Raw genomic sequence first — 13,125 nt, 5'->3', positions numbered from 1 at the left:
ACCGGACCCGCCGATTCACCCACGGTGCGGGATCAACAACTCCCGGTACTTCCGGGGCAGTTGAGGACACAGGGACCACACGAATCTCGCATCAATTTCCGGGACCTCTGAACACCCGTGGGACGGCCTCCGTATGGAAGGGAGCCGCTTCACTCCTGTCGGGCGCCTCGATGCCCCCGAAAAAGGAAGTCAGAGGAGTTCCATGGGACGCAACACAAGAAAACGCCGTACGCCGCTGGCCACCAAGGCCATAGCCGCATCGGCGGCCCTAGCGCTCGGTGGGGGCGGGCTGATCTGGGCAAACTTCTACGCCTCGGCGCACGAGGAGAACTCGGCGAACCAGACGAAGTCCGCAGGCGCGCAGATCGCCACGATCCAGTGCCCGGACGTCGGTCAGAAACTGACCAAGGTGCCCAACCGCGCCCGGCGGGGGGTGGACCGGGAGCTGGCGAACCTCGACAAGCAGATCAGCGAGGCGTACGCACGGCTCGCCTCCACGCGTCGGGCCCAGGCCGGTGACCCGGGCTTCGTCGACAACGCCATCCTCGGCCCGCTGAAGTCGAAGCGGACCGCGGCCCTCGACCGGATCGGCATCAACATCCGGCGGGTGGGCGGCAAGGCACCCAACCTCGGCAAGTTCGCCGGGTGCCGGGGCATGGCCGCGAACCCGAACACCAACGACGGCAACGCCGGAGGCGGCCAGAACAACGACGGCCAGGACCAGGGCCAGAACAACGGCGGCCAGGGCGGCAACGGCGGCCAGGACAACGGTCAGGGCGGCAACGGCGGCCAGGCCGGCAACGGTCCCGCGGCGGCGGACTTCATCAACATCGAGGACGTCCAGCCCAACTCCCGCAACCTGCCCAACGGTCTGGCCGCGAACGGCGACGGCGGCTCCACGGGCTCGTTCACCACGAACTGCGGCACCAACGAGAACGAGAACCGCAACTCCGACAACGTGATCGTGGCGCCCGGCGTGTCCAACGGCGCGCAGCACCAGCACGACTACGTCGGCAACCAGAGCAACAACGCCTTCGCGAGCGACGAGGACCTGGCCAACGCCCAGACCACCTGCCAGAACCAGGGCGACAAGTCCTCGTACTTCTGGCCGGTCCTGCGCATCCAGGACGGCTCGCAGGACATCGACCAGGGTCAGCCCGGCGGTGGCCAGGACGGCAACGTCGGCAAGATCGTCGAGCCGGCCGAGGCGCAGCTGAAGTTCGTCGGCAACCGCACCAGCGACGTCGTCGCCATGCCGAAGGCCCTGCGCATCATCACCGGTGACGCCAAGTCCTTCACCAACGGCCTGAACAACGCCAACACCTCGTGGAGCTGCACGGGCTTCGAGGACCGGCAGGTGACGGACAAGTACCCGATCTGCCCCCAGGGCAGCTCCGTGGTGCGCACGTCCAACTTCCAGAGCTGCTGGGACGGCCAGAACATCGACAGCGCCAACCACCGCACCCACGTGGACTTCGTGGAAGCGGACGGCAGCTGCTCGAACGGCTTCCGGGCCATCCCCCAGCTCCAGGTCCGCCTGGTCTACGACGTCCAGGCGCCGCAGATCAACAACGGGCAGGTGCAGAACGCCTTCGCGGTGGACTCCTTCCCGGAGCAGCTGCACAAGCCGATCACCGACCACAACGACTTCATCAACTTCTTCGACGAGGACGTGATGAACGAGATGGTCCAGTGCATCAACAACGGCGAGGACTGCCAGTAGTCCGGACCAGGTGAGAAGCCGGCGGTGGGAATTCCCACCGCCGGCTTTCGCTCGCCCCGGATTCCCGGGATTCCGCTCGGTCAGCCGTGGTGGCCGCCCTTGTTGTGGCTGCCGCCGGGATTCATGTGCTCGGAGCCCTCCTCCATGGTCCCGCCGAGAGTGCTCTGGAGCGCCATGACGGTCTTCTCCTGGCCGACGGCGACCCATTTGCGGCCGACGAGGTAATAACCGCCGTAGTCCTTGGCGCTGTTGAGCCATTCACGCTGGCCGCGGTCGGTGGCGAAGGTGGCGAGGACGTACTTCTCCTCGCCCTTCTTGCAGATGGCCTGACGGATGGTGTCGGCGTCGGTCTGCATGTTCGGCTTGCACTCGGCCTCGGCCGCGATGTGCTCCAGGCTGCCGGTCACCGCCTCGGGCACGGCCGCCTCGTGTCCGCCGCCGGATCCGCAGCCGGCCAGCGCCAGTATCGCCACCGCGCCGCTCAGCGCGAGCATCGGTCGGGTCACCCTCATCTGTTCCTCCGGTCCTTGTCACGGCACGGTCCGGACGCATGCCGCACGGAGCCCTGGCACGAGGCTCTCCCCTTCGATACGGCCGCGGGGCGCGGACTGCTCAAAATTCCGCTGCCCCGATGGGCACGGGCGTGCGAGGGTGGGGCGGTGAACCAGGACTGGGAAGAGCGCGTGACCGCCCTGTGGGCCCGCTTCGACGACTACGCCGAGACGGCCGGGGACGAGGCCCGCTTCCGCGCCGACGTCGACGCCCTCGTGGCCGAGCTGCCCGGGGACAGCCCGCTGGGCCCGTTCGAGCAGGCCTGCGCCTGGGACTCGACCGGCCACTCGGACCGGGCGGTGCCGCTGTACCGGGAGGCGCTGGCCCGGGGACTCGCCGACGTCAGTCCCTACAAGGCCCGCCGGACGAAGATCCAGCTGGCCAGCTCGCTGCGGAACATCGGACAGGCCGAGGAGGGTGTCAAGCTGCTCGAAGCCGAACTCGACGCCCCGTCCGACGAACTGGACGACGCCGTGCGCGCCTGTCTCGCCCTGTGCCTGTCCAGCCTCGGCCGCGACCGCGAGGGCCTGTCGCTGGCCCTGGGCGCGCTCGCCCCTCATCTGCCGCGCTACCAGCGGTCGATGGCGAACTACGCCCGGCTGCTCGTCGAGCCCGCGGAGCGGCCCGGGGCCTGAACGCCCCCGCGGTCAGGTGACCATCCACCGATTCGCTCGTTCTGCTGAACGTGCAGTCACAGGATGTCGCCCAGCGCCCCGCACCCTCCTCCCCCGCCGGCCCGGTCGTCGACGTCGAGCAGGCCGAGGCCGCCCTCGTCGAGCACTACCCGCGGCTCGTCCGGCTGGCCTATCTGGTGCTGCCGCCCGGCCTGGGCCGCAGCCGGCGCGTCCTGACCGCACACGCCCTCACCCAGCGGGCGCTCCCCCGCAACCGCACCCCGGCCCCCGTGATCCCGGCCCAGTCCACCGGCCGGGACGGCGACCCGGGCTACGCCCTGGTCCGGCTCCAGGTGCTGCGTACGGCGCTGGAGGCGGGGCTGCCGCTGCGGCTGCGGGCCTGGCCCAAGCGGTCCCAGCTGCCGCCGCTGCTGCCGCAGGTGTGGGGCCTGAAGCTCTTCCCGCGTTCCGGCGGGGCCGACGAACTCGCCCTGGACCAGCGGCTGTCCACACTGTCCGGCCCGGCCCGGGCGGCGTACGCGCTGCGTGGTCTGGAGCGGCTGACGGACGACGGCGCGCGCAAGGTGCTGGCGGCGGTGGGCGTCGCCGACCCGGAGGGCGCCCTGCTGGAGGCCGGGGGGATCCCCGAGCAGTTCGCCCTGCTCGACTCCCCCGAGTTCGACCCCTGCTCGCTGCAGGCCCGTCCCACCGACCTGATGCGGCGCCGCCAGCACCTGAAGGCCGCGCTGGCGGCCGGGGCGGCCCTGCTGGTGTGCGGGGCGCTGCTCGGGCTGCCCGGCGAGGGCTGGGGCCCCGACGGCGCCGCGGCGCCGCCGTACGCGCGCAACCCGGCCGCCCAGGCCGCCCTCGACCCGGCGAAGCTGACCCGGGTGCCCCCCGACGCGTGGCGGATCTCGGCGCGCACCGACTTCTCCGTCTGGCCGGCCCGGGGCGACCTCACCGGCGACGAGGCCCTGCTGCGCCGGGCCCTCGCGGTCTGGGCCCGCCCCGGCGAGACGGTCCAGGTCTCGGCGACGCCCGGCACCCCGTCCGGCGGCCCGGCCGGACCGCCCCAGCTGCTGTACGCGGGGACGGTCGACGCGGCTCGCGTGGTGATCCTCCACGACGGTCTGCGCATCGCCCGGTACGCCGAACCGAAGGACGGCACGCAGGGAGCCGCCCTCGACTTCGCCCGGGTCGACGGTGCCTCCCGGGCCGAGGCGGGCGCGGTGGTCCTGGGCCGGGCCGACGGCAACGTCCGCTACCTGACCGCCCCGTGGATCGAGAAGGCGGCCGAGCGGGACCTGCTGAAGCCCGGCTCGGGCGCGATGGACCTGGCGCTCACCGACGGCGTGACCGCGCCGCTGGCCAGCCCCGCCCTGCGGTCCGGCCCCTGCACCTCGTGGAACGTGCTCCAAGTGACCGACGGCGCGCGGACCCGGCTGCTCACGGACCTCGGCGAGCTGGTCCCGGCCCGGCTCACCACCGGCCGGCCGGGCTCCCCGGGCGAGGTGTCCGGAGCGGCGGCGCTGCGCACCTGGCAGCCGTTCGCCTGCTCGCTGGGCACGGTCCGCTCGGCCGGGGTGCGCGGCGTCAACGCCTGGGCGTTCAACGAGCAGCCGCTGCCCGACGCGAGCGGCTCGGCGGCGTGGGTGTGCACGCGGGCGGAGACCTGGCGGGGCGGCGGGGCACGGGTGCTGGCGCAGTTCCACACGCCGGGCGGGGCGTACGGGGCGGTCGCGGCGAAGGCCGAGAACGTCCCGGCGTGCGGGGCGCGCGATCCCCACGTGCTGGCCGGGGTGCTGTGGAAGGCGAAGGCGGGCGACTGGTACCTGCTGGCCGCCGGCAGCCGGACGACCGCCTCGATCCGGGCGACGGGCGGGGTCGACGGGTCGGCCTCCGGCAGTCTGCTCACGGTCCCGGCCGAGCAGGGCGCGCAGGCCGAGTTGAAGGGCACGCTGAAGGACGGGCGTTCGCTCGGCGGGCTGCGCTGACCGGTGGTCGCGGCGCCGGCCCGGGTACGCCGGGCCGGCCGCGCCGATCACTCCGGACCGTTCGCGGCCGGAATCGATCGGTAAGGTGTTCGTATGACTATCGGGGTTCGCCGCAGAATGGGAGTCGAGGAGCGACGGCAGCAGTTGATCGGAGTCGCCCTCGAACTGTTCAGCCGCCGCTCGCCCGACGAGGTCTCGATCGACGAGATAGCGTCGGCCGCGGGCATCTCACGCCCGTTGGTCTACCACTACTTCCCCGGCAAACTCAGCCTGTACGAGGCCGCGTTGCAGCGGGCCTCGGACGATCTCGCGGCCCGTTTCGTGGAGCCGCACGAGGGCCCGCTGGGGGCCCGGCTGCTGCGCGTGATGCACCGCTACTTCGACTTCGTGGACGAGCACGGACCCGGTTTCTCCGCCCTGATGCGCGGCGGCCCGGCGGTCGGCTCCTCGACGACCAACGCGCTCGTCGACTCGGTACGGCAGGCCGCGTATGTCCAGATCCTTTCGCACCTGGGCGTGACCGATCCGCCCGCGCGGCTCGAACTGGTCGTGCGGTCCTGGATCTCGCTCGCCGAGTCGACGGCGCTGATCTGGCTCGACGGCCGGCGCATCCCGCGCGAGGAGCTGGAGCCCCAGCTCGTCAACGACTTCGCCGCGCTCGCCGCGGTGAGCGCGGCCTACGACGAGGAGATGGCGGCGCTGCTGCGCCGCATCGTCGCGGACGAGCCGGCCGACGGCCCGTTCGCGAGCCTGGCCGGCCGGCTGATCGCCCTGGCGAGCTGAACGGGCCGGCCTCTCAGCTCTCGAACTTGGCGTACGAGGGGTCGAGGTCGCGGACCTCGGCGGAGGCGTGCAGCGCGATGCCCGCCGCGGGCTTCAGATGCGTCCGCAGCAGCTCCAGCGCGGCCTGCGTGAGCCGGGCCTTGGTCTCGTCGGTGCGGCCGGCGAGCAGCGCGATGTGGACGTGCACATGGGCGTGGCCCTCGGTGTCGGGGCCGACCACGATGTCCTCGGTCCGCCGGAACCTGCTCTTGCAGGCCTGCGGCTTGGCGGCCGCGATCTCGACCGTCGCCTCGTGCAGCGCCTTCGCGAAACCGGGCCGGTCGAAGCCGTCCGCGAGGTCGGCGGAATAGTCGACGGTGATCTGCGGCATCAGCACTCCTGTTCCGGGTCGGTGGGCTCACCCTAACGGCAGGCGGGGCGGGCCGCCGGTCGCGGCCCGCCCCGCCCGTACCGGGTGCGTCACCCGGCGGTGAACACCGCGACCGTCCGTCCCGGGACGGTGAACGTCCCGGACTTCTCCGCGTAGGAGGCGGACTTCACGGTGGCGTCGGCGCCCGCCGCCTGCACCGGGTGCAGGCGGTAGCCGGTCCCGGCCAGGGCGGGGACGCGCTGCTCCTGCCGCTCGGGCGTGGCGTTGAAGACGACGACGAGGTCACCGAGCCGCATGGTGATCACGCCGGGCGTCTCGTCCGTGCCGGACAGCGGGAAGGAGAGCCGGGACTGGACCCGCTCGGCCGTGGCGAGGGAGAAGTCCGGCTCGGCGGCGCGGATCCGCAGCAGGTCGCGGTAGGCCGCCGAGGCGCCCTCGATCTGCTCGCAGCCCACCTTCACCGTGCCCAGCAGCGGCTTGGCGTACGGCCACTTGTCCTCGTTGTCGGCCGCCATGGGCAGTCCGCGGCCGAAGCCGTTGCCGTCCCGGCAGTCCCAGTGGATCGCGTTGAACCAGTCGCCGCTGTCGTAGGAGTTGCGGTCCAGGGACTTCGAGCGCAGCAGGTCGGTGCCCGCCTGGGAGAGGGCCGGGCCCTGCGAGAGGGTGGCCGTCGCCATGGCGAGGACCTGCATCCGGGCCCGGTCGGAGGCGCTCACCGTGGCGGGCAGCTTGAAGGCGAGCGCGTCGAACAGGGTCTCGTTGTCGTGCGCGTCGGCGTAGGCGAGGGCGTCGCCGGGTGCGTCGGCGTAACCGGCGGGGGCGCCGTTGTAGTCGACCTCGGAGCCCTTGACCTCCTTGCCGCTGGTGTCGGTGAAGGTGTAGGCGCTCAGGTTGCCGGTCAGGCCCACCTTGATGAGGTCCTGGTAGTGCAGCAGGCGGGCCTTCTGCTCGGCCGGGGTGCCGTTGCTCTTCGAGGAGTTCGGCTCGGTGTACAGGCCGGACGCGAAGCCCTGCACGCCGGGGTCCTCGTCGAAGGGGCCGCCGCCGCGCACGGCGTCGCGCGCCCGGTCGGAGAAGGTGGCGATGCCCGTGCCGGCCATGTTCTTCTGGGTGGCCTGGACGAACCGGGCGTCGTCGGCGACCTCGCCGAAGTTCCAGCCCTCGCCGTACAGGATGATCTTCTTGCCGTCGACGCCGTCCTTCGCGAGGGTCAGCTCGTCCAGGGCCTTCCGCACGGCCAGGATGTTGGCCTTCGGGTGGTGGCCCATGAGGTCGAAGCGGAAACCGTCGACCTTGTACTCCTTGGCCCAGCTGACGATCGAGTCGACGACCAGCTTGCCCATCATGGCGTTCTCGGTGGCGGTGTTGGCGCAGCAGGTGCTGTTGGCGACCGAGCCGTCGGCGAGCAGGCGCTGGTAGTAGCCGGGGACGATCCGGTCGAGGACGCTCGTCTTCTCCTGGCCCGCGGCGGCGGTGTGGTTGTAGACGACGTCCATGACGACCCGCAGGCCGTCGTCGTTGAGGGCCTTGACCATCTTGCGGAACTCGACGGTGCGGGCCGTGCCGTCCGGGTCGGTGGCGTAGGAGCCCTCGGGGACCGTGTAGTGGTACGGGTCGTAGCCCCAGTTGTAGGCGTCCTTCGCGGCGATCTTCCCGACGCACTCCTGCTGCTTCCCGGAGTCCGCCGGGTGGGAGGCCAGGTCGCAGTCGGTCCGCGCCTGGTCGGCCTTGCGCTCGGGGATGGTGGCGATGTCGAAGGCCGGGAGCAGGTGCACGTACGAGGTGCCGGCCTTCGCCAGCTCGCGCAGGTGCTTGCTGCCGTCGCTGGCCTTGTCGGTGAAGGCGAGGTAGGTGCCGGGGTGCTTCGCCGTGCGGTCCTCGACGGAGAAGTCCCGGACGTGCAGCTCCTGGATCTGCGCGTCCCGCAGCGGCACGGCCTTCGGCTTGGTGTACGTCGACCAGCCGGCCGGCTTGAGGGCCTTGTCGGCCAGGTCGACGACGAGGCCGCGCTCGGAGTCGGCGGTGAGGGCCACGGCGTAGGGGTCGGTGACCCTGTTGGTGACGACCTTGCGGACGCTGGGCGCCCAGACCTTCACGACGTAGCGGTAGGGCTTGTTCTTCCAGGACGCCGGGCCGGTGACGGACCAGACACCGGTGGCTGAGTCACGGCGCATGGCGACGGTTGTGCCGTCCAGCTCCAGGGCCACGGACTGCGCGGTCGGCGCCCACACGGACAGGGTGGGGCGGCCCTTGGCGAACGTCGGTCCCAGGTCGGCCCCGGTGGCGTCGTAGAGGTCGTCGAGGACTCCGGCGATCTGGACGCCGGTCGCCGCGAGCACCGCACCGTTGGCCGCGTGCCGGGTGGCGACGACCTGGCCGCGCAGGGCCTCGCGGACCCGGTCGCGGTCACGGGGGTCGACGGTCCAGGCGTCGTACTCCTTCAGGTGCGGGAACTTCGCCTTCTGGGCGTCGGTCAGCTCGCCCTTCGACAGGCGCAGCCACTTCGCGTCGCCGGTCAGGACGCCGTCCTCGACCTTGATCGAGCCGTCGCGGGAGTACTGCAGCTGGGTGGAGGCGGCGGCGTCGGAGCCGTTCCAGGCGAGGGTGTTCCGGTCGATCCAGACCGCCTTGGACGTGGTCAGGTCGAGGGCGGCGGCGCTGCCCGCGGGCTGCGGGAGCAGGTACTTCTCCTGGCCGCTCACCAGCCACACCTCGTGGCCGTTCGCCTTGAGGTCGAGCGACTGGTCGCTGGGCAGGTCCTTCTCGTCGCCCTTGTGGATGATGTAGCTGAGGCTGGTGGCACCCTCGGTGAGCGGCACCTCGAAGACTGCGCCATAGGAGTCAGTCTTCACCGGCTGCAAGGGGTTCGACCAGTCGGTGGGGTTCGCGGCGCCGGTCCAGACGTGCAGGCCCCAGCCGTCGTAGTTCCCGTCGGCCCGGTGGTAGTGCAGCACGGCCTTGCCCTTGTCGGGGGCCGGGTAGTCGGGCCGCTCGGTGGTGACGGTCTCCTTGCCCTGCTCGATCCAGATCTCGCCGGTCTTGGTGACGTCGATCGTGCGGTCGGTGGAGACGTCCTTGGTGCCGTCCTTGTCGATGACGAGGAAGCCGACGTTCGAGGCACCGGGCTTGAGCTTGACCCAGGCGAAGGCGCCGTAGGCGTCCCGGCCGGTGAAGGGGTGGCTCTTCGGCCATTCGGTGGCCTCGCCCTCGGCAAGGTCGCCCCAGGCGTACAGCCCCCAGTCGGCGTAGTCGCCGTCCGCGCGCTTGTAGTGGACGATCGCGTAGTCGCGGGAGGACGCGGTGGGCGGCTCCTGGGCGGGCGGGGTGCCGGTGGTGGAGGAGGCCAGGGCGCTCGCGGTGCGGCCCGCCGAGTCGACCACGACGGCCTTGTAGCGCAGGGCCGTCCCCGGTGCCACGTCCTTGCCGACGGTGTGGGTGACCTTGTACGGGGCGTGGTCGGCGGAGCCGAGGACCCGCCAGGCGCCGTTGCCGGTCTGCGCGGCGAAGACGACCCGGTTGAGCTGCCCGCCGTCGACGTCCGCGGAGATCTCGACGGTTCCGGTGGCGCCGGCCGCCGGGGCCTTGAGGGTGAGGGACGGTTCGGTGGCGGGCTCGGCGAGCCGGCCCGCGGCCTTGAGGACGATCGCCGAACCGGCCGGGACCGTCACGGTGAGCTTCCTGTCGCCGTCGCTCTTGACGGAGGCGTCGGTGCCGTAGAGGCCGCGGAAGGTCATGCCGGCCGAGCCGGTCGTGAAGGTCGCGGTCTTCTGCTCGGTGGCGTTGTTGAAGGCGACGACGTACTCGGTGCGGGTCTTCGCGTCCGTGCGGGAGAAGGCGTAGACGCCCGGCCCGTCGGCCGCGTACCGCTCCTGCTGGACGCCGTCGGTCAGCGCCGGGTGGGCCTTGCGGAGCTTCGCGAGGGCGCTGATCTGCCGGTAGAGGGGCGCCTCGGTGTCGTAGGCGTCCTCGGCGTGCGTGGCGTCGGTGCCGATCCGGTCGTCGTCGAGGTAGTCGGCGGTGCGCGAGGCGAACATGGTCTGCCGGGCGTCCTTGTCCCCGCCCGCGCCGGCGAAGCCCTGCTCGTCGCCGTAGTAGACGACCGGGTTGCCGCGGCTGAGGAACATCAGCTCGTTGGCGAGCCGGTCCTTCTTCAGCAGCTCGGCGTCCGAGGCCTTCGGGTCGTCCTGCTTGAGGAAGTAGCCGATGCGGCCCATGTCGTGGTTGCCGAGGAAGGTGACCTGCTCGTACGCGTTGGCCTTGCCGGTCGTGTACTTGTAGTCGTCGCCGAAGACGCCCGCGAGCCGCTGGGCGCTGCCGCCCTGCGAGGCGTACTGGCGGGCCGCCTCCTGGAAGGGGAAGTCGAGCGTGGCGTCGAGCCGGCCCTCGGTGACGTAGGGGGCGGTGACGTCCGTGTCGGCCGAGTAGACCTCGCCGAACATGAAGAAGTCGTCGCGGCCCTTCTTCGCCGCGTAGGCGTCGAGGGCGGTGGCCCACTGCGTCCAGAACTCCATGTTGACGTGCTTCACGGTGTCGATCCGGAAGCCGTCGATGTCGAAGTCCCGCACCCAGCGCCGGTAGATCTTCTCCATGCCGCTGACGACCTCGGGCCGTTCGGTCCACAGGTCGTCGAGCCCGGAGAAGTCGCCGTGGGTGGAGCTCTCGCCGGCGAAGGTGGAGTCACCGCGGTTGTGGTACATCGTCGGGTCGTTGAGCCACGACGGGACCTTGACGTTCTTCTCGGCGGCCGGGACGGCCGGGGTGCGCGGGAAGGAGTCTCGGTCGACCTCGGGGAAGTCCCGCCGCCCGTCCGCGTAGTCGGCGTCGTCGAAGGGCACGCCGTCCTTCGTCAGGTACGGGAAGGCGCCCTTGGAGAGGTAGTCGTAGGACTTCTCCTCGTAGTCGACGACGTCCGCCGTGTGGTTGGTGATGACGTCGAAGAAGACCTTCATGCCCTTGTCGTGGGCCTTGTCGATGAGGGTCTCCAGGTCCTCGTTGGTGCCGAAGTGCGGGTCGACCTGGGTGAAGTCGGTGATCCAGTAGCCGTGGTAGCCGGCCGACGCGTTCGCGCCGGTGCCCTGCACGGGCCGGTTCTTGAAGATCGGGGCCATCCACAGGGCCGTGGTGCCGAGCCCCTTGATGTAGTCGAGCCTCTTGGTCAGGCCCTTGAGGTCGCCGCCCTGGTAGAAGCCCTTGTCGGTGGGGTCGTAGCCGGTGGCGAGGCGCGAACCGGTCAGGCCGCCCTTGTCGTTGCGCGGGTCGCCGTTGGCGAAACGGTCCGGCAGGACGAAGTAGAACTGCTCCCGGGTGGCGTCGTGCCGGGCCGGCTGGGCGGCCAGCGCGGCATCGGACGGCGGCGCCGGCGGGGTGGCCGCCCCGGCGGCGAGCGGCTGGACGAGTGTGGCGGCCAGCGCGGCGGCGGTGACCGCTGCGACCCGTCCGGCACGGGCGGTTCGGCGCCTGGACGGCACCGGCCATCTCGGTATCACAGATGGGCTCCTAGCGATTGCGGCTCTCTCGGGTCCGACCCCGCGCGACCGTATCGCCGCCGAAACCCTTACAGCAAGAGTCTTGAAACCATGGGAAAGAACTTTCAACCACCGGAGTTGACCCGGCGCAGCGGCCCCAGCCGCCACGCGAGGTGGCGTTCGGGGCCGCGCGCACGGGCGTCCGGGACTAGCAGCCGGACTTGCCCGCGTGGATCGCCAGGGCGGTGTTCGAGCCGAGCGTGGCGGTGAACTGGCCACTGGAGTTCACCGTCACGGGCGTGTTGTTCTGCACGTTGCAGTACGTGCCCGCCGGCAGTGAGGTCTGGTAGGTCCGGGTCAGGGAGCCGGACTCGTGGTTGATGGCCACGAAGCCCTTGCTGCCCCGGCCGAAGGCGATGGCGTCGCCGCCGTTGTCCCACCAGTTGGTGACCGCCTGCCCGCGCGTGGCGTTGCGGAAGGCGACCATGGACTTGATCTCCGGCCAGTTGTGCTGGCACTTCCAGCCGTCCTGCCAGCAGGCGTTCACCTGGCCGCCGTTGGGCGGGCCGGCGTCGTGGTCGGTGAACTCGTAGCCGGAGTTGATGTCGGGGGCCCCGTAGGGCCAGGCCAGCATGAAGACGTTGGCCAGGGTGTAGTTGGCGCCGTCCTTGTAGCTGAGGGTCGAGCCGTTGCGCTCGGTGTCGTGGTTGTCGACGAAGACGCCCGAGACGCCGCTGTTCATGTAGCCCCAGCCCTCGCCGTAGTTCTTCAGGTAGGCGAGGTTCTCGTTGGTGAAGACCCGCTTGAGGTCGTAGGCGTAGCGGAACTCCTGGACGTCGCCGTTGCCCGTGTACTCGGTGGGCTGGACGGCCTCGCCGGCGCCGAAGATGACCTCCTGCTTCCAGTACACCGACGGGTTGCTCAGCCGGGACTTGATGTTCGCCAGGTCGGCGGCCGGCATGTGCTTGGCAGCGTCCACGCGGAAGCCGTCCACGCCGAGGGAGAGCAGGTCGTTCATGTACCCGGCGATGGCCCTGCGGACGTAGTCCTCGCCGGTGTCGAGGTCGGCGAGGCCCACCAGTTCGCAGTTCTGGACGTTCCCGCGGTCCTGGTAGTTGGTGATCTGCGCGGTGCAGTTGTCGAAGTCGTACGAGGAGTACAGACCGGGGTAGTTGTACTTCGTGTACGACGAGCCGCCGGTGCCGGTGCCGTTGCCCGCCGCCATGTGGTTGATGACGGTGTCGACGACGACCTTCACACCGGCCGCGTGGCAGGTGTTCACCATGTTCTGGAAGGCCGCGCGGTCCCCGAGCCGACCGGCGATCTTGTAGCTGACCGGCTGGTACGAGGTCCACCACTGCGGGCCCTGTATGTGCTCGGCGGGCGGGGAGACCTGCACGTAGCCGTAGCCCGCGGGGCCGAGGGTGGTGGTGCACTCGCGGGCCACTGAGGCGAACTTCCACTCGAAGAGGACGGCGGTGACGTCCTTGGTGCCCGGCGGGGAGGCCTGGGCGACAGTCGGGTTCATGACAACCGCGGCCGCGGCGAGCGCGACGGCGGCGGAGAGGTGTCTGCGTGCCATGTGGGGTTTCCTTCTTCGTTGAAGGCTCTTGCTGCAAGGTTC

The 13,125-nt window shown here is 70.9% G+C and carries 8 protein-coding genes; 4 read left to right on the top strand and 4 right to left on the bottom strand.

What is annotated here, in order from left to right; genetic code table 11:
• Window positions 1-202 precede the first annotated feature (202 nt).
• A complete protein-coding gene (locus tag ACIGAQ_RS13600; RefSeq protein WP_399782290.1) occupies window positions 203-1,723 on the top strand; it encodes a DUF1996 domain-containing protein in 1,521 nt (506 codons plus the stop codon).
• 80 nt (window positions 1,724-1,803) lie between these two features.
• Here ACIGAQ_RS13600 and ACIGAQ_RS13595 read toward each other — a convergent pair whose 3' ends face one another.
• A complete protein-coding gene (locus tag ACIGAQ_RS13595) occupies window positions 1,804-2,235 on the bottom strand; it encodes a hypothetical protein (RefSeq protein ID WP_311687330.1) in 432 nt (143 codons plus the stop codon).
• 147 nt (window positions 2,236-2,382) lie between these two features.
• Here ACIGAQ_RS13595 and ACIGAQ_RS13590 point away from each other — a divergent pair, with 147 nt between their 5' ends.
• The 3 genes from ACIGAQ_RS13590 to ACIGAQ_RS13580 all read left to right on the top strand — a co-directional run bounded on the left by ACIGAQ_RS13590 (window position 2,383) and on the right by ACIGAQ_RS13580 (window position 5,666).
• On the top strand, window positions 2,383-2,910 hold the full coding sequence (locus ACIGAQ_RS13590) for a tetratricopeptide repeat protein (RefSeq protein WP_399782287.1): 528 nt from the start codon (window positions 2,383-2,385) through the stop codon (window positions 2,908-2,910).
• Between the two features lie 50 nt (window positions 2,911-2,960).
• Window positions 2,961-4,883 carry a hypothetical protein gene (locus ACIGAQ_RS13585; RefSeq protein WP_362273971.1) on the top strand — a complete coding sequence of 641 codons (1,923 nt, stop codon included), beginning with the start codon at window positions 2,961-2,963 and terminating at the stop codon, window positions 4,881-4,883.
• Between the two features lie 93 nt (window positions 4,884-4,976).
• Window positions 4,977-5,666: a TetR/AcrR family transcriptional regulator gene (locus tag ACIGAQ_RS13580; protein WP_311687336.1), complete on the top strand. Its 690-nt coding sequence runs from the start codon at window positions 4,977-4,979 to the stop codon at window positions 5,664-5,666.
• A 13-nt stretch (window positions 5,667-5,679) separates the two neighbouring features.
• On the opposite strand, the gene ACIGAQ_RS13575 is transcribed toward ACIGAQ_RS13580, so the two are convergent.
• The 3 genes from ACIGAQ_RS13575 to ACIGAQ_RS13565 form a co-directional block, all read right to left on the bottom strand.
• The gene (locus tag ACIGAQ_RS13575) at window positions 5,680-6,036 is read right to left on the bottom strand and encodes a 5-carboxymethyl-2-hydroxymuconate Delta-isomerase (RefSeq protein ID WP_311687337.1); all 357 of its coding nucleotides are present in this window, start codon (window positions 6,034-6,036) and stop codon (window positions 5,680-5,682) included.
• Window positions 6,037-6,125: 89 nt separating this feature from the next.
• Complete coding sequence (pulA, locus tag ACIGAQ_RS13570) at window positions 6,126-11,522, bottom strand: pullulanase-type alpha-1,6-glucosidase (protein ID WP_399782282.1); 5,397 nt, start codon at window positions 11,520-11,522, stop codon at window positions 6,126-6,128.
• Window positions 11,523-11,709: 187 nt separating this feature from the next.
• Window positions 11,710-13,083 carry an alpha-amylase family protein gene (locus ACIGAQ_RS13565; RefSeq protein WP_362273980.1) on the bottom strand — a complete coding sequence of 458 codons (1,374 nt, stop codon included), beginning with the start codon at window positions 13,081-13,083 and terminating at the stop codon, window positions 11,710-11,712.
• Window positions 13,084-13,125: the final 42 nt, after the last annotated feature.

Source organism: Streptomyces sp. NPDC085932 (assembly GCF_044540525.1).
Taxonomy (GTDB): domain Bacteria; phylum Actinomycetota; class Actinomycetes; order Streptomycetales; family Streptomycetaceae; genus Streptomyces; species Streptomyces levis.
This window is presented reverse-complemented; position numbering and strand designations above follow the sequence as displayed.

Bases quoted from the DNA above. Each gene is read 5' to 3' on its own strand.
- ACIGAQ_RS13600 (WP_399782290.1), top strand. From the start codon at position 203: ATGGGACGCAACACAAGAAAACGCCGTACGCCGCTGGCCACCAAGGCC.
- ACIGAQ_RS13575 (WP_311687337.1), bottom strand. From the start codon at position 6,036: ATGCCGCAGATCACCGTCGACTATTCCGCCGACCTCGCGGACGGCTTC.
- ACIGAQ_RS13580 (WP_311687336.1), top strand. From the start codon at position 4,977: ATGACTATCGGGGTTCGCCGCAGAATGGGAGTCGAGGAGCGACGGCAG.
- ACIGAQ_RS13565 (WP_362273980.1), bottom strand. From the start codon at position 13,083: ATGGCACGCAGACACCTCTCCGCCGCCGTCGCGCTCGCCGCGGCCGCG.
- ACIGAQ_RS13595 (WP_311687330.1), bottom strand. From the start codon at position 2,235: ATGAGGGTGACCCGACCGATGCTCGCGCTGAGCGGCGCGGTGGCGATA.